Annotated in this window: 21 protein-coding genes and 1 pseudogene; 4 read left to right on the forward strand and 18 right to left on the reverse strand. The window is 68.0% G+C overall.

The window, feature by feature from the left end; all coding sequences use genetic code 11:
• Positions 1 to 171 precede the first annotated feature (171 nt).
• The gene (gene ddaH / locus QM720_RS05410; protein WP_415125128.1) at positions 172 to 933 is read left to right on the forward strand and encodes a dimethylargininase; all 762 of its coding nucleotides are present in this window, start codon (positions 172 to 174) and stop codon (positions 931 to 933) included.
• Positions 934 to 943: 10 nt separating this feature from the next.
• Here the strand turns inward: ddaH and QM720_RS05415 are convergent, their stop codons facing one another.
• Positions 944 to 2,833, reverse strand: coding sequence for a phosphoenolpyruvate carboxykinase (GTP) (locus tag QM720_RS05415; RefSeq protein ID WP_415125129.1), 1,890 nt, complete (start codon positions 2,831 to 2,833; stop codon positions 944 to 946).
• 170 nt (positions 2,834 to 3,003) lie between these two features.
• Here QM720_RS05415 and mmuM point away from each other — a divergent pair, with 170 nt between their 5' ends.
• Entirely contained in the window at positions 3,004 to 3,861 is an 858-nt protein-coding gene (gene mmuM, locus QM720_RS05420; RefSeq protein WP_415125130.1) for a homocysteine S-methyltransferase, read from the forward strand.
• 321 nt (positions 3,862 to 4,182) lie between these two features.
• Here the strand turns inward: mmuM and QM720_RS05425 are convergent, their stop codons facing one another.
• The 10 genes from QM720_RS05425 to rpsF all read right to left on the reverse strand — a co-directional run bounded on the left by QM720_RS05425 (position 4,183) and on the right by rpsF (position 12,480).
• On the reverse strand, positions 4,183 to 4,845 hold the full coding sequence (locus QM720_RS05425; protein ID WP_415125131.1) for a hypothetical protein: 663 nt from the start codon (positions 4,843 to 4,845) through the stop codon (positions 4,183 to 4,185).
• 142 nt (positions 4,846 to 4,987) lie between these two features.
• Positions 4,988 to 6,214, reverse strand: a complete 1,227-nt coding sequence (locus QM720_RS05430; RefSeq protein WP_415125132.1) for a hypothetical protein — start codon at positions 6,212 to 6,214, stop codon at positions 4,988 to 4,990.
• 113 nt (positions 6,215 to 6,327) lie between these two features.
• Entirely contained in the window at positions 6,328 to 6,960 is a 633-nt protein-coding gene (locus QM720_RS05435; protein WP_415125133.1) for a LysE family translocator, read from the reverse strand.
• A 265-nt stretch (positions 6,961 to 7,225) separates the two neighbouring features.
• Entirely contained in the window at positions 7,226 to 7,552 is a 327-nt protein-coding gene (locus QM720_RS05440; RefSeq protein ID WP_415125134.1) for a type II toxin-antitoxin system PemK/MazF family toxin, read from the reverse strand.
• The gene (locus QM720_RS05445) at positions 7,549 to 7,755 is read right to left on the reverse strand and encodes an antitoxin MazE-like protein (protein ID WP_415125135.1); all 207 of its coding nucleotides are present in this window, start codon (positions 7,753 to 7,755) and stop codon (positions 7,549 to 7,551) included. Before QM720_RS05445 ends, QM720_RS05440 begins: the two co-directional genes overlap by 4 nt.
• A 161-nt stretch (positions 7,756 to 7,916) precedes the next feature.
• On the reverse strand, positions 7,917 to 10,499 hold the full coding sequence (gene dnaB / locus QM720_RS05450) for a replicative DNA helicase (protein ID WP_415125136.1): 2,583 nt from the start codon (positions 10,497 to 10,499) through the stop codon (positions 7,917 to 7,919).
• A 350-nt stretch (positions 10,500 to 10,849) separates the two neighbouring features.
• Complete coding sequence (rplI, locus tag QM720_RS05455) at positions 10,850 to 11,302, reverse strand: 50S ribosomal protein L9 (RefSeq protein WP_415125137.1); 453 nt, start codon at positions 11,300 to 11,302, stop codon at positions 10,850 to 10,852.
• 10 nt (positions 11,303 to 11,312) lie between these two features.
• Entirely contained in the window at positions 11,313 to 11,567 is a 255-nt protein-coding gene (rpsR, locus tag QM720_RS05460; protein WP_005054609.1) for a 30S ribosomal protein S18, read from the reverse strand.
• 44 nt (positions 11,568 to 11,611) lie between these two features.
• Entirely contained in the window at positions 11,612 to 12,136 is a 525-nt protein-coding gene (locus QM720_RS05465; RefSeq protein ID WP_415125138.1) for a single-stranded DNA-binding protein, read from the reverse strand.
• A 5-nt stretch (positions 12,137 to 12,141) separates the two neighbouring features.
• Positions 12,142 to 12,480 carry a 30S ribosomal protein S6 gene (gene rpsF, locus QM720_RS05470; protein ID WP_415127823.1) on the reverse strand — a complete coding sequence of 113 codons (339 nt, stop codon included), beginning with the start codon at positions 12,478 to 12,480 and terminating at the stop codon, positions 12,142 to 12,144.
• A gap of 328 nt (positions 12,481 to 12,808) precedes the next feature.
• Here rpsF and QM720_RS05475 point away from each other — a divergent pair, with 328 nt between their 5' ends.
• Positions 12,809 to 12,949 (forward strand): hypothetical protein, encoded by a 141-nt coding sequence (locus tag QM720_RS05475; RefSeq protein ID WP_415125139.1) that lies wholly within the window; start codon positions 12,809 to 12,811, stop codon positions 12,947 to 12,949.
• Positions 12,937 to 13,614 carry a hypothetical protein gene (locus QM720_RS05480; RefSeq protein ID WP_415125140.1) on the forward strand — a complete coding sequence of 226 codons (678 nt, stop codon included), beginning with the start codon at positions 12,937 to 12,939 and terminating at the stop codon, positions 13,612 to 13,614. Before QM720_RS05475 ends, QM720_RS05480 begins: the two co-directional genes overlap by 13 nt.
• 205 nt (positions 13,615 to 13,819) lie before the next feature.
• Here the strand turns inward: QM720_RS05480 and QM720_RS05485 are convergent, their stop codons facing one another.
• From QM720_RS05485 to QM720_RS05515, 7 genes and pseudogenes are all read right to left on the reverse strand, one after another.
• On the reverse strand, positions 13,820 to 15,496 hold the full coding sequence (locus QM720_RS05485) for a dipeptide ABC transporter ATP-binding protein (RefSeq protein WP_415125141.1): 1,677 nt from the start codon (positions 15,494 to 15,496) through the stop codon (positions 13,820 to 13,822).
• A complete protein-coding gene (locus QM720_RS05490) occupies positions 15,493 to 16,530 on the reverse strand; it encodes an ABC transporter permease (RefSeq protein WP_415125142.1) in 1,038 nt (345 codons plus the stop codon). Before QM720_RS05490 ends, QM720_RS05485 begins: the two co-directional genes overlap by 4 nt.
• A 14-nt stretch (positions 16,531 to 16,544) precedes the next feature.
• Positions 16,545 to 17,621 (reverse strand): ABC transporter permease, encoded by a 1,077-nt coding sequence (locus QM720_RS05495; RefSeq protein WP_415125143.1) that lies wholly within the window; start codon positions 17,619 to 17,621, stop codon positions 16,545 to 16,547.
• A 56-nt stretch (positions 17,622 to 17,677) separates the two neighbouring features.
• A complete protein-coding gene (locus QM720_RS05500; RefSeq protein ID WP_415125144.1) occupies positions 17,678 to 19,318 on the reverse strand; it encodes an ABC transporter substrate-binding protein in 1,641 nt (546 codons plus the stop codon).
• A gap of 161 nt (positions 19,319 to 19,479) precedes the next feature.
• Positions 19,480 to 20,490, reverse strand: a complete 1,011-nt coding sequence (locus QM720_RS05505) for a hypothetical protein (RefSeq protein WP_415125145.1) — start codon at positions 20,488 to 20,490, stop codon at positions 19,480 to 19,482.
• Positions 20,483 to 22,135, reverse strand: coding sequence for an HsdM family class I SAM-dependent methyltransferase (locus QM720_RS05510; RefSeq protein ID WP_415125146.1), 1,653 nt, complete (start codon positions 22,133 to 22,135; stop codon positions 20,483 to 20,485). Before QM720_RS05510 ends, QM720_RS05505 begins: the two co-directional genes overlap by 8 nt.
• 256 nt (positions 22,136 to 22,391) lie before the next feature.
• Positions 22,392 to 22,774, reverse strand: a pseudogene (locus QM720_RS05515) (DUF779 domain-containing protein).

Below are 22,774 nucleotides of genomic sequence, written 5' to 3' on the forward strand. Positions count from 1 at the left end.
CCCGAGGGGTGTGCCCGGGCCCGAATCCCGAGGTGACCCCTAGTTTGGTGTGCCGGGCCCCCGACCGACAAGTGTTGTCGCCGACGAGATATCTGGGAACACAGACAGCCGCGAGCGACGCCGAGACATGCCGAGGCACGCTGAGGGGAATCGGAAGGGTAGTCTGACGCCATGCCACGACTGCTCGTCCGCCGCCCGTCACCCCGTCTCGCCGAGGGCGAGCTCACGCATCTCGAGCGCGTCGCGGTCGACCCCGACCTCGCGCTGCGGCAGTGGGAGGCCTACGTCGACGTCTTCCGCGGGCGCGGCTGGGACATCGTCGACGTCGACCCGGCCGACGATCACGCCGACGGGGTCTTCATCGAGGACACCGTCGTGATGTTCGACGACCTCGCCGTCGTGACCCGGCCCGGCGCCGACTCACGGCGCGGCGAGATCGACTCGACGCGCGCCGCGCTGGAGCGCGCCGGCATCCCGCACGTGTCGATCGAGGCGCCGGGCACCCTCGACGGCGGCGACGTACTGAAGGTCGGCCGCACGGTCTATGTGGGCTCGACGCTGCGCACGAACGAGGCGGCGATCGCGCAGCTGCGCGGCGCGCTCGAACCCCGCGGCTGGCAGGTCGTGGCGGTGCCGGTGACCAGGGTGCTGCACCTGAAGAGCGGCGTCACGGCACTGCCCGACGGCACGATCGTCGGGTTCGCGCCGCAGGTCGACGACCCGGGCGCCTACCCGCGGTTCCTGCCCGTGCCCGAGGAGCACGGCACCGCCGTCGTCGTGCTCGACGACGACACCGTGCTGATGTCGGCCGACGCCCCCGAGACCGCCGCGCTCTACCGCGCACGCGGACTCGAGGTGATCACGACCCCCATCACCGAGTTCGAGAAGCTCGAGGGCTGCGTCACCTGCCTGTCGGTCCGCGTCCGCGACTGAAGGCATCCGCTCAGGTCGGGTCGGAGTTCATCTCCCAGTTCTTCGGCGACCGCCACAGGGCGCTCGTGGTGAGCGAGCGGATCATCTCCATCTCCTTGGGCAGGCGCGTGTAGAGCTTCATGAACAGCTCTTCGACCTCGAGGAGCTCTGCCGTCCAGTCGCGGCGGTTGATCGCCATGCACTTGAAGAAGTCCTCTTCGGAGAAGTCGAGGTCGGTCCAGTCGAGGTCCTGGTACGTCGGCATCCATCCCAGCGGGCTCTCGATGCCGATCGCACGGCCGCGCGAGCGGGCGACGATCCACTGCAGCACGCGCATGTTCTCGCCGAAGCCGGGCCAGAGGAAGCTGCCGTCCTCGTCGCGGCGGAACCAGTTGACCTGGAAGATGCGCGGAGGGTTGCGGATGCTGCGGCCGAACGCGAGCCAGTGGTTGATGTAGTCGCCCATGTGGTACCCGGCGAAGGGGAGCATCGCGAAGGGGTCGCGGCGCACGACGCCCATCTGGCCGGCCGCGGCGGCCGTCGTCTCCGAGCCCATGGTCGCCGCCATGTACACGCCGAACGCCCAGTTGAAGCTCTGCGTGATGAGCGGGATCGTGCCGGCGCGGCGTCCGCCGAAGACGAACGCGTTCAGCGGCACGCCCCTCGGGTCGTCCCACGCCTCGTCGAGCGCCGGGTTGAGCGTCGCGGGCGACGTGAAGCGCGAATTGGGGTGCGCGGCCTTCGTGCCGGATGCCGGCGTCCAGTCGCGTCCCTGCCAGTCGATGAGGTGCGCCGGCGGCTCGCTCATGCCCTCCCACCACACGTCGCCGTCGTCGGTGAGGGCGACGTTCGTGAAGATCGTGTCGCTGCGGATCGACTCCATGGCGCTCGGGTTGGTGCCGTACGAGGTGCCCGGGGCGACGCCGAAGTAGCCGGCCTCGGGGTTGATGGCGTACAGCTTGCCGTCGTCGCCGGGCTTGATCCAGGCGATGTCGTCGCCGACCGTCGTGACCTTCCAGCCCTCGTCGGTGAAGTGCTTCGGCGGCACGAGCATGGCGAAGTTGGTCTTGCCGCAGGCGCTCGGGAAGGCGGCCGCGACGTACGTCTTCTCGCCGTGCGGGTCGGTGACGCCGAGGATGAGCATGTGCTCGGCGAGCCAGCGGTCGTCGCGCGCCATCGTCGAGGCGATGCGCAGCGCGAGGCACTTCTTGCCGAGCAGGGCGTTGCCGCCGTAGCCCGAGCCGTACGACCAGATCTCGCGGGTCTCGGGGAAGTGCACGATGTACTTCTGCTCGTCGTTGCACGGCCAGGGCACGTCGGCCTCGCCCGGCGCGAGCGGCGCGCCGACGCTGTGCATGCAGGGGACGAACTCGCCGTCGCTGCCGAGCTGCTCGGCCGCGGGCCTGCCCATGCGGGTCATGATCTTCATGCTCACGACGGCATATGGCGAGTCGGTGATCTGCACGCCGAGCTGCGCGATGGGCGACCCGAGCGGACCCATGCTGAACGGCACGACGTACATCGTGCGGCCCTTCATGCACCCCTGGAAGAGCGGCCGGAGAATCGCCATCATCTCCCGCGGCTCCATCCAGTTGTTGGTGGGCCCGGCATCCTCTTCGCTGCGCGCGCAGATGAACGTGCGCTCCTCGACGCGGGCGACGTCGCTCGCGTCGCTGCGGGCGAGGTAGCTGCGCGGACGCTTCTGCTCGTTGAGCCTGATGAAGGTGCCGGATGCGACGAGCTGCGCGCACAGCGCCTCGTACTCGGCATCCGATCCGTCGCACCACTGGATGTCGTCGGGCTCGCACAGCGCTGCCATCTCGTCGACCCAGGTCTTCAGCGCGTCATTGGTGATCCATTCCGGTGTGCTCATACTCCGAGTATCCGACGTTTGGGCGCCGGGCACGACCGTCGGATGCATCCCTCGTCCGCTGGTACCCATCATCGAAAACAGGAGATCGTGCGAAAACAGGACGGATGGCGACGGTTTCGTCCTGTTCTCGGTGAATCTCCTGTTCTCGGGCGGGGCTTCGAGCACGCGCCGCGACGGATGCCGGCCGGCCGAGGCGCCGGGCACGGTAGCGTCGGGGCATGCCCGACATCCGTGCCGCGATCGCCGAACGCCCGCTCGTGCTCGACGGCGGACTCGGCACCCTGCTCGAGGCGCGACGCAACGACCTCAGCAGCAGTCTGTGGTCGGCGCGGCTGCTGCGCGACGACCCCGGCGAGGTGCGCGCGGCGCATGCGGAGTTCGTCGCGGCCGGCGCCGACGTGCTGATCGGCTCGTCGTATCAGCTGGGGTTCGGCGGCGCCGTGCCCGACGCTCAGGTCGAGCGGCTGCTCGCGCTGAGCGTGACCATCGCGCGGGATGCCGGCGGACGGTTCGTGGCGGCATCCGTCGGCCCGTACGGAGCGGTGCGCGCCGACGGCAGCGAGTACACCGGCGACTACGCACTGACGGCCCCGCAGTTGCGCGACTGGCATCGCCGGCGTCTGCACGCGCTCGCCGAGGCGGGCGCCGATGCCCTCGCGATCGAGACGATCCCGAGCCTCGTCGAGGTGGAGGCACTGTGCGCCGAGCTCGCCACCTTGGGCGCGGCCGCGTGGGTCAGCCTGTCGGCGTCGAGCACGGCGTGGCAGGGCGACGATCTCGCCACCGCCTTCGCCCTCGCCGCCGCGACCCCGGGGGTATTCGCCGTCGGGGTCAACTGCTGCCCGCCCGAGGCGGTGCTGCCGGCGCTGGCGCAGGTGCCGGCATCCGTCGCCGGGGTCGCCTATCCGAACAGCGGCGAGCGCTGGGACGCGGCGACCCGGTCATGGTCGGGCGCGGCCGGCTTGTCGGCGCACGACGTGCGCGCGTGGGTGGATGCCGGCGCGCGCCTGGTCGGCGGATGCTGCCGCACGACCCCCGCGGATATCGCCGGGGTGGCGGCGGAGCTGGCCGGGTAGCACGGCATCCGTCCCGCCGGCACCCCTCGCCCGCCGGCATCCGTCATCCGCCGGCATCCGGCATCCGTCATCCGCCATCGAAAACAGGAGATCGTGCCAAAACAGGACGGATGCCGCCGGTTTCGTCCTGTTCTCGGTGAATCTCCTGTTCTCGGGCGGGGCGACGGATGCCGCTCAACCGAGGCGCCGCGCGCGGGGCCTGGGCAGGTACGACCTCGAGTGGATCGTGCCGCATCCGCCCCCGACCGCTGCCGGTGACCGAGAACGGCATCGAGACAAGCGATGACGCCCACCGAATCAACGACATCGCCTGAGGCCCTGCTAGAACTCTTCGCCCCGGACGTTGTCAGAAGAACTGATGGGATACGCGTCGAGGTGCTCAGATTCGAGGATCGTCCGGGCCACGGTCTGGGTGCATCCGACGATGAGGCTGCGCGCGTGGATGTCCTGACCGACGAGCCAGCGATGGTCACTCGGCCACCAGTACATGGGCACACGTCCAGTCGCCGTGGTCGGCACGAGTGGCGCCCCTCCATCATCGATCAGGCGCCCTGAATAGAGCACCATCTCGTGTTGATACGGGGAGAACGCGACATACGGTTCCGAGATCTCCGTTGCATATCCAGCCCAGGACGCGAAGTAGTGCACGCCAGAATCCGGGCGAAGCGCCTCGATGAGATGCGTCGCCCGTGCAACCGGCGGACCGCCCATATCCGGCTCCACGCCGCCGTCGGGAAGGACGACGTCGTCCACTGCGACAAGCTCTGGCCACTGCATCCACGCTCGAGGCTCGACTCCGCTTCGTAGGACGGCATCCGTCCAGGAAACAACGGAGCCATCTCGGAACTGAATCGGATTCAGAACACGAATGTACGCCTCGTAGCCGGGAGGGATCACCGACGTGACTCGTTCCCCCGTCGCATCCAGCAGCGCCGCGACGGCCTGAGCCGGCCGCACATCGATCTCATGACGCAGAGGGCTCATGGCAAGAGAGTACAAAGTGCCTGCCATCCGTGGAGGTCACCGATGCGCTCCCATTTTCTGTCACAGATGTTCTCGCACCTTGGCCAGCGACTCCCGGAAACTCACCGAGTCCGCACGATGTGGCGGATTCCCACAAGCTCATTCATCGTGCGCCTTCGCTCAAGACACGAGCGCTCCGGCGGAAATCGCGGACGAAAACTGCGGAGGCGAACGCAGCGATGACCGCAACCACACACCCCAAGAACACCTGGTCGTCGACCGCAACACGTCCGTCTCCACAAGCTTGGGCAGCACGCAGCAGCCAGGCCTGATCATCGACGTGCGACCGCACGACAGGCTCCCCGCAACCCGGAACCGCCACCGCCCGTGTCGGGGCGAGGAGCGAATCCAGGATGACCGATGGACCCGCACCGACGTAGACAAGACCCGCGACGATCAGCGCCAGCAGGGCGGGCGCGAAGAACCGACGGACCAGCAAGTCGCGCGCCGAGTGGCAGATCTTGAGCGTGGCGCACACGACTCCGATGGCGTAGCCGATCACGGCAAATCCGGCCGGGACGTCGATAAGTACTGCGGGCGTGAGGACTCCCTCGGTCCCGGTCGCCACGGTCAACCCGAGGACGCTGAGAAGGGGAAGGAGTGCCGCCGTGAGCGCGCCGACCGCCGATGCCCCTCCAATCCAGGCCGCGATCGTTGCAAGAGCTCGACGCAGATCAAGGCGCACCGCGAGAATGCGCCCGTATGTCAGCAGAATCAGAAGCGCGACACAAGTGATGAGCGCCGCCGTCAGGGTGGATGTGATCGTCAGCGCGTTGTATCCGATGACGGCATTCATGACTGCCCGTCCCGCACCGTTGCCCGTGGTCATGACCCAGGCCAGCGTTAGCGCTAGCAGCAGTGGAGACAGGATCAGGGCCAGCAGGTAGCCGCGCACCAACGTGCCGGGCTCCAGCAGTCGATCGATGGCATGGAAGCCGAACCGAAGCTCCCGGCAGCCTCTCGGACGGATGATCCGATATGCGTGGCTCATCGCGAAGCGGAACTTGCGAAGCTGGTCATGCGACCACGCCACGAGGAATTCCCGCAGCGTCGACGCTCCTGATGCCCTGATGCCCCGCAGGAGCCGGTCGCTGATCCAGCGCAGGCCGAGCGCCGCCACGCCGACTCCGAACGCAACGATGGATGCTGACTGATGGCCCTCGACGTCGAGCTGAACGAAACACAACCCGGCCGCGCACCAGACGATGAACTCTGCACCAGCGACGGTGATCGCCAGCCATCGCACGTTCTCGCGACTCGCGAGCCCCACCAGCTTCGATAGTCGCCAGATGCCGCCGACGACCAACACGGCACCGATAGCAATGAACATGACGCCTCAATCTCGGAAATCCGTCGATCGCCGTGTGCAGTCGACTTCGTCTCCCTTTTCTAGGCGATACCTCCGACATCGGTGGTGCAGCCAAGAGTGAGGCGGCTGTTGTCTCACATGGGCGTCAAGAGAGGCAATGCCATCCAGATGCCGCCGGCGATGAGGGTCGCCGCGAAGAAGTAGTCGATCCAGCGCTTGGATCGTTCGTTGCGGAACAGCATCGCCAGTGCGCTCCCACCGAGTGTCCACGCGATGAACGCGATCAGGTTGTTCAGCGTGAAGACCGTAGTGATCAGGAGGACCGCGGCGGCGTCATCGTTGACGGGCGGTCGGAGGAATTGGGTGAACATCACCGCGATGATGTAGTACGCCTTCGGGTTCAGCACAAGCACGACGGCACCAGTCCACAAGCCGATCCGCATCTCCTCGGGCGGCGCATCGCGGTGCGCGCCCGATTTTGAGCGCGCCGAGCGGATGAACTGGAAGGCAAGCCACAGCACGTAGAGCCCGCCGACCGCGGCGAGAGTCCGCGCCACAACGGGATGGTTGAGGATCGTCACGCCCATGCCCAACCCGATCGCTGCCGTGACCACAAACGTCGCGACGTGATAGCCGATGAGTGCGGGGACCGCCGCTCGCAACCCTTTCGACACCCCGATACCTGCGAAAAAGGCGTTGCCCGGTCCAGGGCTGTACGCGAGCGGAAACAGGAACACCACCAGCGCCGCGAAAGTCTCGATACTCACACAGCAACGATTGCCGGTGGTCGCTCCCCGTCGCTGGCGGGTACCGGTCATGGCTGTGCACAGCGAAGCTCCCCTGAACCGGAGCCGAAATATCCGAATGGACATCGCGTGGACATTTCACCCGCGAAGCGGAGACTTCAGAAAGATCCCGACACCTCCTGTACGTTCCCGCTCGAAATGGCGGGGAAGCTCGGGCATTCCACGGTGGTTGGCGGTGGTTTCAGGCGCGGGAGTCCACGCGAGATGGCGGACTCCCGCGAAGACGTCACCGTGCGAGGCCGAGGAACGCCATGACGGCGCGTTCGACCTCGGCCAACTGTTCGGCCGGCAGCCGGCCGACGCGAGTGATGACATTGATCCGTCGGACGGTCCTCAGCTTGTCGATCATGATGTCGCTATCTCGTTCGAGGCCGGAAAGATCGCCGCGGAACACCCGCACCCGCAAGAGCGGAGCGTCGATGAGCACGCTCGTCAGCGGCATCACCGTCACGGAGTCCGTGCTCTCGAAGGCGTCATCCTGGAAGATCAAAGCCGGGCGTGGCTTTGATGCGTAGACACCGCCCGCGACGGTCCACAGCTCGCCCCGGATCACTCCTCGTCCCAGGGCGCGGAGATCGCTTCGATGAATGCCTGGTCATCGCTGCGTCGGTCGGCGGCGGCCACGAGCGCCGCCTGACGACGCGCCTCCGTCGCGAACGCCGGAGTTCGCACATCGGGCACCCAGACCTGCACCGGGCGGAATCCGCGCTCCCGCATCCGGCGCCGGTACTCACTCACCCGCTCACGCACAGCCATGCCGACATTGTTACATGTAACAGCGAACCCTGCAACGCCTCGGCCCCAGTGTGATGCGCTGGGGCTTTCGTCACCGCGTACGAAACCTCGATGAAGTGACGGATCGGCCACTTGTCCGCCATGCGCCCGTGGAATCCGCCATCTTCACGCGGAACCTACACCTACCCGAAGTCCCCCGCGGCCATGTCTGTGAATCGCGAGAAGTGGCCCTGGAAGGCGACGGTGATCGTGTCGGTGGGGCCGTTGCGGTGCTTGGCGACGATGAGGTCGGCCTCGCCGGCGCGGGGGGAGTCCTTCTCGTAGGCGGCCTCACGGTGGAGGAGCACGACCATGTCGGCATCCTGCTCGATCGAGCCCGACTCACGCAGGTCGGACAGCGCGGGCTTCTTGTCGGCGCGCTGCTCGGGGCCGCGGTTCAGCTGCGACAGCGCGATCACCGGCACCTGAAGCTCCTTCGCCAGCAGCTTCAGGGCGCGCGAGAACTCCGAGACCTCTTGCTGGCGGCTCTCGACCCTCTTGCCCGAGGTCATCAGCTGCAGGTAGTCGATCACGACCATCTTCAGCCCCACGCGCTGCTTGAGCCGGCGGCACTTCGCACGGATCTCCACCAGCGTCATGTTCGGGCTGTCGTCGATGTACAGCGGCGCTTCGTTGATCTTCCCTCGGACCGAGGCGATCGTCGTCCAGTCGCGCGAGTCGAGCATGCCCTTGCGCATGCTCTGCAGCGGCACGGCACCCTCGGCGCTCAGCAGACGCATCGCAATCTCACTCTTACCCATTTCGAGGGAGAAGAAGATCGTCGGCATGTCGTTCTTGATCGCCGCGGCGCGGGCGAAATCGAGAGCCAGCGTCGAGTTATGCGTCGGGATCATCGACTCGCCCGCCAGGTACAGGTGGGCGTCGTTGTCCACCTGCACGCACCGCACCGGCACGCTCTCGATCGGGCGGATCGCCTTCACGTACCGCCGGCCGGTGCGCAGCGTGTTCGCCGGGCGCTCCTGAGCGTGCAGCGCGCGCTTGCGCTCGAGCCAGAAGACGTCGTCGGTCGTCGAGAAGTTGAGGATGTAGCAGGTCGACGATGCCTCGGTGCGGCCGTTCACCCGCCTGGTCGTGCGGCCGCAGCGGTAGCCGAGGCTCACGATCAGCTCGTAGACCGAATCGGCGAGCCGCTTGCTCGTCACGGCGAACTGGCAGGAGCCGACACCGCGCACGACCGTGCCGTCGGTGTCGAGGAGACCTGCGAGCAGCTCGCGGCGCTGCGCCTCCGACGCGCGCAGATACGCTGCGGGCACGTGCTTGTCGCCGAGCACGCCGGCCTTGCGCAACAGCGCCGTGAACGAACCGTGATCGTGATGGCAGGCGGCGCACCGCTGCGCCTCGCCCGAGTACGGTCGGCCGCAGTCGGAGCACGACAGGCGTTCGGGATGTGCGCCCTTGTTCTTCGGGCCGCAGGTGCGACCGCACGTGCGCACGTGCGGGTGCCGGGCGGTGAACTCGACACCGCACACCTCGCAGTTGCGGACGAGCGCCTCCCGCTCGAGCAGCTGGATCGAGTACAGCATGCCGCCGTGAGCCTGGGCGCGCAGGCCGCCGCTGCGCGCGATCAGCGCAGGGATCTCGTCGGACTCGCTCGTGATCCGTGCACCGGCGCTGTGTCCGTCGCCCAGCCACGCCCCGAGCGCGTAGGGTGCGACAGGCAGGTCCGCTTCGGGCGCCTGCAGCGCGCCGGCGTTGCGCACCGAATGATTCGCACGCGCCTCGGCGCCCACCGTGAGGGTCGCGAACATCTGCTCGGTCGTGACGACCGCCGGCGTCGCCGACCCACCCCGCCGGCTGGCGCGCGTCTCGGTGAGCCACTGGTGCTCGGCGTCGGCGATGATCGTCGAGCCGTCGGAGAATTCGATCTCGTAGCACGGCCGACCGGTCATGACCTCGGTCGCCGCGACGACCCGTGTCGGGCGGCCGTCGGCGTCGAACAGCTCGTCACCGACGCGGACGGCGCCCATCGTGGTCCAGCCGGTCGGCGTCGGCAGCGGGGTGTCGAGGGCGAGCGCCTTGCCCATAGCCGGCCGCGCGGCGATGATGATCATCTGCCCCGCGTGCAGGCCGTTGGTCAGCTGGTCCAGACCCTGGAACCCGGTCGGGATGCCGGTCATCTGACCGTCGCGCCCGCGAGCGAGCTCGATCTCCTCGACCGCGGCATCCACCGCGATCTGCAGCGGCACGTAGTCCTCGGCGCGCTCGGCGCCGGTGACCGAGTAGATCTCGGCCTGTGCGTTGTTGACGAGGTCGAGCGCCTCGCCCTGACCGTTGTAGCCCATCTGCACGATGCGCGTGCCGGCCTCGACGAGGCGGCGCAGCAGCGCCCGCTCGTTGACGATGGATGCGTAGTACCCGGCGTTGGCCGCCGTCGGCACGATCGAGGTCAGGGTGTGCAGGTAGTCGGCGCCGCCGGCGCGCTGCAGCTCGCCGGTCTTGATGAGCTCGTCGGTGACGGCGACGACGTCCGTCGGCTCTCCGTGCGAGTACAGGGAGAGGATGGCCTCGAAGATCAGCTCGTGCTTGGGCACGTAGAAGTCAGTGCCGCGCAGGGTCTCGATGACGTCGGCGACGGCATCCTTCGACAGCAGCATGCCGCCCAGCGCGCTCTGCTCGGCGAGCAGGTCGTGCGGAGGCGTGCGCTCGGCGCCACGGTCGGCGGGTGAGCCACCGAGCCGCTCTTCCGAGATGTCCGCGATCGACAAGGTGAGCCTCTTTCCACACGTGGTCCGGTGGATGATTCCCGGGCCACACGACACGTTAGAGACGACCTCCGACACGCGCAAACCCGCCTGTGGATAACTTTGTGGAGAGTGTGCGAGAAACGCCGGGATGCCTGTGCACAGCGCCTGTGGACAACTCCGCGACACGCGGAGAGCGACGAAATTTATTCATGCCCTGACCTGGGTTTTCTTCTTCCACATCCTGTGGAGGGGAAACCTATGTAAACCCTGAATTGAAGGTTCTCCGAAGGGCCTTCAGTTGGGGACAAAGTGCCCGGAAAACACGGATGCCGCGACCCCGAAAGGGCCACGGCATCCGTCGTTGCGGCGAATTACTTCGCGGCGACCACCTGCAGGGTGATCACGGCGGTGAGGTCGTCGCGCAGGCGCACGGTCGCCTCGTGCTCGCCCACGGCCTTGATCGGCGCGGTGATGTGGATCTTGCGCTTGTCGAGCTCGCCCAGCCCCGCAGCCTTGACGGCGTCGGCGACATCGGCGGTCTTGACCGAACCGAACAGACGGCCTTCCTTGCCGGCCTTGACCGACAGCTTGACCTTGTTCGACTCGAGGGCGTCCTTGAGGGCCACGGCCTCCTCGTGGTCGTGGATCGCGCGGGCGTCGCGGGCGGCACGGATGGATGCCACCTGCTTCTCGCCGCCGCGGGTCCACGCCACCGCGAAGCCCTGGGGGATGAGGTAGTTGCGGGCGTACCCGTTCTTGACCTCGATGACGTCGCCGGCGCTTCCGAGCCCGGCAACCTCGTTCGTGAGAATCAGCTTTGCCATGAGGTGCTCCTTAGCGGCCAGCGCCGGCGTAAGGCAGGAGCGCCATTTCGCGCGCGTTCTTGATCGCCTTGGCGATCAGACGCTGCTCCTGCACCGAGACACCGGTGATACGGCGGGCGCGGATCTTGCCGCGCTCCGAGATGAACTTGCGAAGCGTCGCGACGTCCTTGTAGTCGATGACGCCGACGCGGATCGCCTTCGCGGGAGCGGCGTTCTTCGCGCCCTTCCGCGGCTTGCGGCGATCGCCGGTAGCCTTTCCAGCCATTGTGTTTCCTTAAATGTGGTGATGGATGCCGCGGCATCCGAAATTCAGAACGGGGTGTCGTCGCCGTAGGCGCCGGGGGCACTCCACGCGTCGGGCGCGGAAGAACCGGGGGTCGCCCACGGCTCGTCCTGCTGCACCTGCGGGCGCGCCTGCGGTGCGCCGGAGCCTGCGCCACCTTGGCCGCCGCCGAAGTTGCCTCCGCCGGATGCCGCGCGTGTGACCTGGGCGGTCGCGTAGCGCAGCGAGGGGCCAATCTCGTCGACCTCCAGCTCGATCGCGGTGCGGTTGTTGCCCTCGCGGTCCTGGTACGACCGCTGCTTCAGCCGCCCGGTCGCGATGACGCGCGAGCCCTTGGTGAGGGAGCCCGCGACGTGCTCGGCGAACTCGCGCCACACGCTCGCGCGGAGGAACAGCGCTTCGCCGTCCTTCCACTCGTTCGCCTGACGGTCGAAGTTGCGCGGCGTCGACGCGATCGTGAAGTTCGCGACCGGCAGGCCGTTCTGCGTGTAGCGCAGCTCGGGGTCTGCCGTGAGGTTGCCCACGACGGTGATGACGGTCTCGCCGGCCATCGTCGTTACGCCTTCGCTGCCTTGCGGGCGGCCTTGGCCTCGGCGCGCTCCTTCTCGGCGGCGACCTGGGCGATCGCCTCCTCGGCACGCAGAACCTTGGTGCGCATGATCTGCTCGTTCAGCTTCAACTGACGGTCGAGCTCCTGCGTCGCGGCGCTGGTCGCGGTGAAGTTGACGACGGCGTAGATGCCCTCGTTCTTCTTCTGGATCTCGTACGCCAGGCGGCGCTTGCCCCAGATGTCGACGTTCTCGATCGTGCCACCGTCACCGGTGATCACCTTGAGGAACCCGTCGAGCTTGGGGGCCACCTGACGCTCGTCGATCTCGGGGTCGAGGATGACCATGAGCTCGTACTGGTGTGAGTGCGTCACTAACCCACCTCCTTCGGACTAGAACGGATGCCGGGCATTTCCCGGCATCAGGAGGGTTGATGCACGTGCATGCCCTGTAGGCACACAACCGTGACAGTCTACCGGATGCCGGCACCCGACCCGACCGCCGCGTTCGGGGAGCGCAAATGGTCGCCGAACCGGTGTTTCGGGAACCATTTGCGCTCCCCGAAATACCGCCGTCCCGTGTGGCGGGCGCGTGCACCTCCGTGCTGTCGGCCGTGGGTCGCTCGATGGCCGCGGCCGGCTCCTCCGTGCCGGCGACGTTCTGGCTGTCCTGGCCATGGCGGTGATTGCGATGGTCGCCTTCGTCGTCTTGGTGGCCGTCATGCTCGGGCGACGGCTGTTCGGCAGCGACCGCGAGCGCTGGTGGCGCCTCGACCGATTCGCCACCGCGAACGCGATGACCCGGTGCCCGAGGTGAAGGCTCCGCCGCTGCCGAACATCGTGCTGGATGCCGTCGGCAACAACTCCGTGTTCGGGCCGAACCCGCCGGCATCCTTCGACAAAGACCCGCGGCTGCGCCCGGAGGGCGACTTCGACCGCTCTTTCGCGCTGCACTGCCCGCGCGGGTACCGGACCGACGCGCTGTACCTGTTCACGCCCGACATCATGGCGCGGTTCGTCGACCACGCCGCGGCGCGGGATGTCGAGATCGTCGACGACTGGCTGTTCCTGTACGCCCCGCGCGAGATCGTGACCCTCGATCCGGAGATGTGGGCGTGGCTGGTCGCCACGATCGCGGCGCGGGTCGACGAGTTCGCGCAGTGGGAGCGCTGGCGAGACGACCGTCTCGTGGACGGCGGCGGTGGTCCGGCGCTCGGGCACGTGACGGATGCCGGCCGCGCTCCGGATGCCGGCCGCGCTCATCATGTTCGGCGTGATCGTCCTCACGGTGATCCTCGGCCAGTTCGATGTCTGGCGCGGTGCTCGGCGCCTTCTTCCGCTGACCGCGCCTGTTCATCCGACGCAAACCACGGCCACACCGGCCCCTCGGCACGATATGCGACGGATGACCGCCGAGCCCACCACCTCATCCGACGCAAACCACGACCACGCCGGCCCTTCAGCGCGATTTGCGACGGATGAATGGATGCCGCCGCCCTCACGCCCCGCGAAACCTCACAAATGTCTCGATCTACGGCCCATTTCGCCGCAGAAGCGGACATCTGCGAGGTCTCGCGAAACCTCACAGATGTCGCCGTTTGTGGCGGGGACGGATGCCGGGGTCAACCGCCAGGGTCGGCCCACCGGGGTCAACCGCAGGGGTCAACAGCCGGGGTCGGCCGGCGGGTCAGCCCGCCTGGGCGACCCACGCGGCGCGGCGCGCGGCCTGTGCGACCGGGTCGGGGACGGGGAGCGAGGCGAGCAGGCGCCGGGTGTAGTCGTCCTGCGGGTCGGTGAGCACCTGCACGGTCGTGCCCTGCTCGCGGATCTCGCCGTAGCGCAGCACGACGACGCGGTCGGCCACCTCGTCGATGACGGCGAGGTCGTGGCTGATGAACAGCGACGCGAAGCCGAGCTCGCGCTGCAGCCGGGCGAACAGCTCGAGCACGCGGGCCTGCACCGACACGTCCAGCGCGCTCGTGGGCTCGTCGGCGATGAGCAGCTTGGGCGCCAGCGCGAGGGCTCGCGCCAGCGACGCGCGCTGGCGCTGCCCTCCCGACAGCTCGTGCGGATAGCGGTCGCCGTAGAAGACCGGGAGGTTCACGGCATCCAGCAGCTCGTTCACCCGCCCGCGCGCGCGTGCCGGGTCGCGGAACCGCCCGTGCACGACGAGCGGCTCGGCGATGCACTCGGCGATCGTCAGCAGCGGGTTGAAGCTCGTCGCGGGATCCTGGAAGACGAAACCGATGTCGGGGCGCAGGCGCACGAGCTGGCGTGGCTTCGCGCCGCGCAGCTCCTGCCCGAGCACGGTCAGCGACCCGCCGACGACGTCGGTCAGGCCCACCATGGCCCGGCCGATCGTCGTCTTGCCCGACCCCGACTCGCCGACGAGGCCCAGCACTTCGCCCGGCCCGATCCAGAAGTCGACGCCCTTCACGGCGATCACGCCCGGCGAGCCGAACCGGCCGGGGTAGCCGATCTGGGCACCGCGGGCGACGACGAGGGCATCCGCGGGCGGTCCGGAAGGCGCCGAAACCGAAGGATCCTGCCGGCTGCTCTTGCCCCGGCCGACGCGCGGCACGGCGGCGAGCAGCTGCTTCGTGTACTCCTGCTGCGGGTCGGCGAACAGCTCGCGCACGCCCGCCTGCTCGACGATGTCGCCCTGGTACATGACGATCACGCGGTCGGCGAGGTCGGCGACGACGCCCATGTTGTGCGTGATGATGACGATCGTGGCGCCGAACTGGTCGCGGCACGTGCGCAGCAGCTCGAGGATCTCGGCCTGAACCGTGACGTCGAGCGCCGTCGTCGGCTCGTCGGCGATGATGAGCCCGGCGTCGAGCACGAGCGCCATCGCGATGACGATGCGCTGCTTCTGCCCGCCCGAGAACTGGTGCGGATAGTCGTCGACCCGCGTCTCCGGATCGGGGATGCCGACGAGCCTCAGGATGTCGACGGTCTTCTCGCGCAGCTGGGCCTTGGAGAGGTTCTCGTGCGCGCGCAAGCCCTCCTGGATCTGCCAGCCGACCGTGTACACCGGGTTCAACGCCGTCGACGGCTCCTGGAACACCATCGCCGCGTCGCGTCCACGCATCCGCCGCAGGTCGGCGTGCGTCGCGTGGACGATGTCGGTCTCGTCGCCCGACCGGCCGCGGATGACGACGGCACCCGACAGCGTGGCCGTCTCGGGCAGCAGCCCGAGCAGGGTGTTCGCCGTGACGGTCTTGCCCGATCCCGACTCGCCGACGATGGCGAGCACCTCGCCGGCGTGCGCCGCGAGCGAGATGCTCTTGACGGCGGCGACCGGCTCGCCGTCGGTCGCGAAGGTCACGCTGAGGTCGTCGATGCGCGCCACGTCGGTCACGAGATGCCCCCTTCGCTCGCGGCCTCGCCCGACGTGCGCACCTGCGCAGGGGTGACGGATGCCGGCACGCTCCGTGCCCGGCGGCGCGTGCGCAGCCGGGGGTCGCTGAGGTCGTTCAGGCTCTCGCCCACGAGCGTCACGCCCAGCACGACGAGCACGATCGCGACGCCCGGCGGGATGGCGGTCCACCAGATGCCGCTCGCGACGTCGGCGACGGCGCGGTTGAGGTCGTAGCCCCACTCGGCCGCGGCGGTCGCCTCGATGCCGAAGCCGAGGAAGCCCAGACCCGCCATCGTCAGCAGCGCCTCGGAGGCGTTGAGGGTGATCACGACCGGCAGCGAGCGCGTCGAGTTGCGCAGCACGTGCCGCACGAGGATGCGGCCGGTCGGCACCCCGATCACCCGCGCCGACTCGACGAACGGCTCGGCCTTCACGCGCACGACCTCGGCGCGGATGACGCGGAAGTACTGCGGCACGAACACGACGGTGATGGCGATCGCGGTGGCGAGGATGCCGCCCCACAGCGTCGACTGCCCGCGGCTGATCACGATCGACATGACGATCGCCAGCAGCAGCGAGGGGAACGCGTAGATCGCGTCGCAGACCACGACGAGCGTACGGTCGAGCCACCCGCCGAAGTAGCCGCTGAACAGGCCGAGGAAGATCCCGAGGAAGATCGAGAACAAGATGGCGCAGACGATCGCCAGCAGCGCCGTCTGGGCGCCCCAGATCGTGCGCGAGAGCACGTCGAACCCGCTCACGGTGGTGCCGAGCAGGTTGGTCGCGTTCGGCGGCTGCTGCGTGCCGAACTTGACGCCGCCGGCGGACTGCTGCGCGAATCCGTAGGGTGCGAGCAGCGGGGCGAACACGGCGGCCAGCAGGAAGACGACGAGGATCACGAGCCCGATCACCAGCATCGTGCGCTGCAGCCCGACGCTGCGCCGCAGGTGCGAGACGATCGGCAGCCGGTCGCGCAGCGGGGGCTTGACGGGCCCGGGCTGCGAGACCCCGGGGGAGGAGGCGGCATCCGTCATGTCAGTACCTCACCTCAATACCGCACGCGCGGGTCGATGAACGCCGCGATGATGTCGACGACGAAGTTGGTCACGGCCACGACGACGGCGATCATCACGACGATGCCCTGCACGGCGACGAAGTCGCGCGCCTTCAGATACTCCGACAGCATGAAGCCGATGCCCTTCCACTCGAAGGTCGTCTCGGTGAGCACGGCGCCGGCCAGCAGCATCGCGATCTGCAGGCCGATGACCGTGATGATCGGGATCAGCGCCGGCCGGTAGGCGTGCTTGGTGACGAGGCGATACTCCCTGACGCCGCGCGAGCGGGCGGAGGTGACGTACTGCGCGCCGAGCGTGCCGATGACGTTGGTGCGCACGAGCCGCAGGAAGATGCCGGCGGTCAGCAGGCCCAGCGCGAGCCCGGGCAGCACGGCGTGCAGCAGCACGTCGCCGACCGCCGCGGGGCTGCCCAGGCGGATCGCGTCGACGAGGAAGATGCCGGTGGGCGGGTCGACCGACCCGAGCTGCAGTTCGACGCGCGTGCTCGCGCGGCCGTTGGCGGGCAGCCAGCCCAGCCAGATGGAGAAGATGAGCTTGAGCACCAGGCCGACGAAGAAGATGGGGGTCGCGTAGGCGAGGATCGCACCGGTGCGCAGCACGGCATCCTGCCAGCGATCGCGCCGGTAGGCGGCGACGAGTCCGCACGGGATGCCGATGAGGAAGGCGACGATCAGGGCGTAGAACGCGAGCTCCAGGGTCGCCGCACCATAGTGCAGCAGCACCTCGGTGACAGGCCGGTTGTCGGTCAGCGTCGTGCCGAAGTCGCCGCGGAAGATGCCCGCGAGGTAGTCGAAGTACTGCACGATCAGCGGACGGTCGTAGCCGGCGTCGTGGATGCGCTGCGCCAGCTGGTCGGCCGGCAGCCGCCCGCCGAGGGCCGCCGTGATGGGGTCGCCCGTGATGCGCATGAGCACGAACACGACGGTGACGAGGATGAACACCGTGGGGATGATCAGCACGAGGCGGACCAGGATGTAGCGCCACAGCCCGCCGCGCTGGGCGGAGACGGGCTTTGCGACGACATCGGCCGCGTCGACAGCAGTGACCATACGAGAACCTTAGGAGACAGCGCGGGCCGGGGACGACCCCCGGCCCGCGCGGTGCGTCACTTGTGCAGCGGCGCGTAGCGGAACTTGAACGACCCGTCGAGCGTGGTGCCCTCGACGGAGGCGCCCACGACCGCGATCTGCGTGCCCTGCAGCAGGGGCAGCGTGGACAGGTCGGCGGCCACCTTGTCCTGGATCTGTTCGATCTGCTGGGTACGAGCATCCGCGTCGGTCTCGGTCGCCTGCTGGGTGATCAGGGCCTGGACGTCGGCGTTGTCGTAGTGGTTGTTCAGGAAGTTTTCCTTCGCGAAGAACGGCGCCAGGTAGTTGCTGGCGTCGGAGTAGTCCGGGAACCACCCGAGCTGGTAGATCGGGTACACGTCGGCCGAGCGGTCCTTCGAGTACTGCACCCACTCGGTCTGGGCCAGGTTGACCGTGAACAGGCCGCCCTCCTCCAGCTGCGACTTGATGGCGGCGTACTCGTCGCCCGACGAGGGGCCGTAGTGGTCGCCGTTGTACTGGATGTTCAGCTCGACCGGCGTCGTGACGCCGGCGGCCTCGAGCGTGGCCTTGGCCTTGTCGAGGTCGGGTCCGCCGTCACCGTCGCCGTAGAGATCCTTCAGCGCCTCGTTGGCACCCGTCAGACCCTGCGGCACGTACGAGTACAGCGGCGAGTAGGTGTCCTTGTAGACGTCGGTGGCGATCTCCTGACGGTCGACCAGGTCGGCCGCCGCCTGGCGCACGGCCAGCGACTTCGCGGCGTCGGCCTCGGCGGTGGTGGCGCCGAAGGGCATCGTGTTGAAGTTGAAGACGATGTAGCGGATCTCGCCGCCGGGGCCGTTGACGAGCTTCACCTTGTCGTTGGTCGCGAGGTCGGCGTAGTCGGTCGCGCTGAGGCTGCGGAAGGCCACGTCGATGCCGCCGCTGGAGATGTCGAGCTTCAGGTTGGAGGCGTCGGCGTAGTACTTGACCGTCACGCCCGCGTTCTCGGCCGCGCCGAGGTTGCCCTGGTAGCCGTCGTACGGCTTGTAGGAGATGAGCTCGTTGACCTTGTACGAGTCGATGACGTACTGGCCGGCGAAGGCGTTGCCCGTGACGATGTCGTCGTCGGGGGTGACCGCGTCGGCGGCGAAGACCTCTTCGTCGACGATGGGCGCGGCGGGGCTCGACAGGATCTGCGGCCAGACCTGGTCGTTGCCGTTCTTCAGGTGGAAGACGACCGTCGTGTCGTCGGGCGCCTCGACGCTGTCGAGGTTGCCGAGCAGCGACGCGGGGCCGTTCGGGTCGTTGATGGCGACCTGGCGGTCGAACGAGAACTTCACGTCCGACGAGGTGAGGTCGTGGCCGTTGGCGAACTTCAGATCCGGCTTGAGCGTGACCGTGTACTCGGTGGGCGAGGTGAACTCGGCCGTGGCGGCGATGTCGGGGGTGACGTCGGCGGTGCCGTACACGCTGTTCAGCAGGAACGGGTAGACCTGGTTCATGACGGCGAACGAGCCGTTGTCGTACGAGCCGGCCGGGTCGATCGAGGTGATCTTGTCTGTGGTGCCGACCATGATCGGCTCGCTCGAGGTGCCGGCATCGGTGCTGTCGCCCGTGCCGCCGCCGCCGGCGCAGCCGGCCAGCAGCAGCGCGGATGCGCCGAAGGCCCCGATGGCGAGGCCGATACGGCCGCGCCGGGAGAAGGAGTGCAGTGTCATGGGTATTACCTCTGCTGTGTGAAGGTCGATCCCGTCGGTGGGCGGGATCCGAACCTCCATCATTCACCCCGCGTGCGGCCGCGAACGCCTCACCGACCCGAATCGTGACGAGACTGAAACCGAGCGTCACGTCCGGTGGTCTCCAATACCACGTTCAACTCCTACGACCCTCCGCCGTTTAGGTAGCGGTAGCGCGCGTCGGCGTGGAAGTTCACCGGGGTGGCGGCGAGGACATGCAGCACCATCTCAGCCAGGAAACGTCCGGCCTGCAGACGATCGGGGACGACGTCATGGCGAAGGTGAACGACAGGGAGGTTGCGCAGGGCATCATCGACTTCGCTCAGAGCGACATCAGGGGCGTCGTCCTCCGCGTCCGCGGTGTGAAGGTCTGCGATCCCGGCGCCCTCAAGCGCGTCCTCGTCGGCCAGCCCGCCGTCGGAGTCTTCAGGACCGTCCACTTCGTAGTCCAGCATGATCAGTCCGACGGCGTCGTAGGCGTCGTCCTCCTGCCCGAGCTTGGTGAGCAGATCGATGAGCCAGAGAGCCTTATCAGGTTCCGTCGTCAGAATCGTGGAGCGCAGCGCGTAAAGGAACCCCAGCGCGGCCAGCGGATGCCGGGAGCGCAGGTTCTTCGCGTCGCCATACGACTCCTCAACGCGGTTGGCCGCGTTCTTGCCGAACGACGAGTCCATGCGTTTGGTGGAGATCAACAACTCGGGGCCGGTCTCCCACGACGACATCACGACGTCGACCTGCTTCATGTAGTGCTTGCCGAGGATGCGTGCATCCGTCGCGACGACATTCGTCATGGGTGCCTGCTGAGCGAGCTTCTTGAGGAGCCCTGCCTTGTCGTCGCGGTACACCTGGGGAATCAATGCGGCTATCGGCCTCGGCATCACGCGTGGGTGTTCCGCGCGTGGCCAGACGGCGTCGGGCGCGAAACCGGCTCGGCGTAGCTCATAGGCCGTCCAGACATCCAGGGCGAGAGCGGGTACCTGAGTCGTGGTCTTCGCCTTGAGGTACAGCGCGGCCCCGAGCAGCTTCTGCAGCACCTCCCAGTCGGGTTCGTACACACCCTCCCGCCAGGGACTCGTAAACTCACCGTTCGGCGCGGCGTCCGAGACGATCCGGTCGAAGATCGCCCACGCGCGGCGCTTGACACTGTCAGCCACTTCTTCCCCTCAACACTCGGCGCGCCACGCGGTCTCCGTGATCAGCACGAACGGCCGCGAGTTCCCCCGGCGACAGACGATCGGCCAACAGCACGTCATCGATGAGCGCGACGGCGCGCGCGAGATTCCGTGCCCGCAGCAGGCTCCGCACGTTCGGCACGAGCGCGGCAAGAGCCTCGCGCTTCTCTTCCAGCAGAGCCGCCGACGGCATCCACCAGCGATCCGCCTCTCGAGGTTCGATCTTCAGGATGCCACCGCCATACGAACGGCCGACGAGTTCGGCGGCGAGTAGCGTCAGCGAGTTCAGGGACGCGATCGGCAAGAGGTCGCGTGCGAGATCCCGGTGCTCTTCTGACAGATACACACCGTGCACAGAGTTGAGGTGCCGCACGCTCGCACGGTTGGTCGAAAGCCTGGCCGTGTCGGCATTCATGTAGGTGAGGAACAGGTCGGGGGCGGCGAGCAGCGGCACACGCCACCACTGTGGGCGGACACGGCACTTGTACGCCGTGTGGACGTCCATCGATTCGCCGGACTCGAGATAGCTGAGCGTCTCGTTTGCCGGCCTGTCCGACGGAGCGAGCAGCCACGTCGCACGTCCGGCCCGCCCCAGTCTGGTCATCGCCGAGTCGGTCAGCGCGAGTCCGCGAAGATGACCGCTCCCCGGCGGGCTGATGCGTACAAGATCCCGACGCGGGATGCCGAACTGAGCGACTTGCCGCGGGGACAGTGCGAAGAACCGATTGGAACCCGTGACAGCTCCGAGCGACGTCTCGCCATACTCCTGCAGCGGTGTGAACCCGCCACTGAGAAGCTGTGCGGCGAGCGCGTCGATGCTGCCCTGGCGCAGCGGGTCCGCGTGCCACCTGTCGCCCGGGTCGGTCGGCGACCAGCGCGTGCCGGATCCCAGGTCGCGAACCGTCTCGGCGTTGCGCGTCTGGTGCAGTATCGCCTGGCCCGCCGGTGTCGCTCCCCATCCATCGGCCTTGACGAGCACGGTGTCGGCTTCCGCGTCGGGGAACACCTGTTCGTCGAAGACGACGAGTTCGACGCTGGCGAAGCGCTCCAGCAGGAATCGACGCACGGGAGCCGCGTAGTTCACCGAAAGCAACTCGGCCGGCAGCACCATGCCGAGCCGCCCGCCGGGCTTGAGATGAGCTGCCGAATGCACGACGAACGCGGCCCACGACGATGCCAGGCCGCTGAGGGCGACGCCCTGCTGCAGCGCCGCGAAGCGCGCACGATCGCGGGCCTCGCCAGCGAAATCCTGGTATCGGATGAACGGTGGATTGCCGATCACCGCGTCGAAGACCGGCCGGGCCTCCGTGCAGAAGAAGTCCGCCACGCGAATGCGGGCATCGCCGCCGGCCTCCGAGATCAGCCGACGGGCGATACGAGCCGAGTCTTCGTGGAGTTCGACTCCGTGCACCTGCGGCGAAGCGGCGCCGAGCGCACGCAGCCGTGCGGTCGCCGCCAGCAGGAACGCGGCCTCGCCCGCGGAAGGTTCGAGAACCAAGGCGCCGGGATCGCGAATGGCCCAGTCGGCGAGGTGCCTCGTGATGCCTGCAGGCGTGAAGAACGCACCGCGCGCCTTACGACTCTCTCTCAGTTCGGCCGGAGCACCGGGGAGCTGTTCGAGGGTCATATCACCAGAGTATGAGGGCGACCACCGACACCAGGCACGACACTCAGGATGCGCCGCGCATGACGAATGTCACGGCGAGGTCGTGACGGGCGCGTGAGGGGATGCCGGCAGGCCTGGCACCCGCAGCCCCGTGCCGTACGCCGACGTGCGTACCAACCCCCGCCCGCGATCCCTCCGTCCCCGAGACAGCATCCGTGCACCGAGACTGCGGGTGCCGGCTGCTGTCTCGGTGCACCAGTGCAGTCTCGCGGGCGGGTCAGACCAGGCCGAAATGACGCAGCTCGACGTCGTCGAGCATCCGGGAGCGGGTCAGGAAGCGCATGCCGGTGGGGCCTCGACACTGAAACCGGCACCACGGCCGGGCACCGCGTCGATGGTCAGATGCGTGTACTTCCAGTATTCGAACTGCGCCTCGGACATGTACACCTCGATGGGATCGTCCAGACCCGCATCGATCGCCCCCAGCAGAACGTCGCTGGGGCCGGTGACGAACATGCCGACGGGGTAGCACATCGGCGCGCTGCCGTCGCAGCATCCGCCCGACTGGTGGAACATGAGCTTGCCGTGCTGTGCGGTGAGCCGGCGCAGCAGGGCCGCCGCGGCATCCGTCACGGCGACCCTGCTGGTGGAAGAGGTCAT

It is taken from the genome of Microbacterium sp. (assembly GCF_047602155.1).
Lineage (GTDB): Bacteria > Actinomycetota > Actinomycetes > Actinomycetales > Microbacteriaceae > Microbacterium.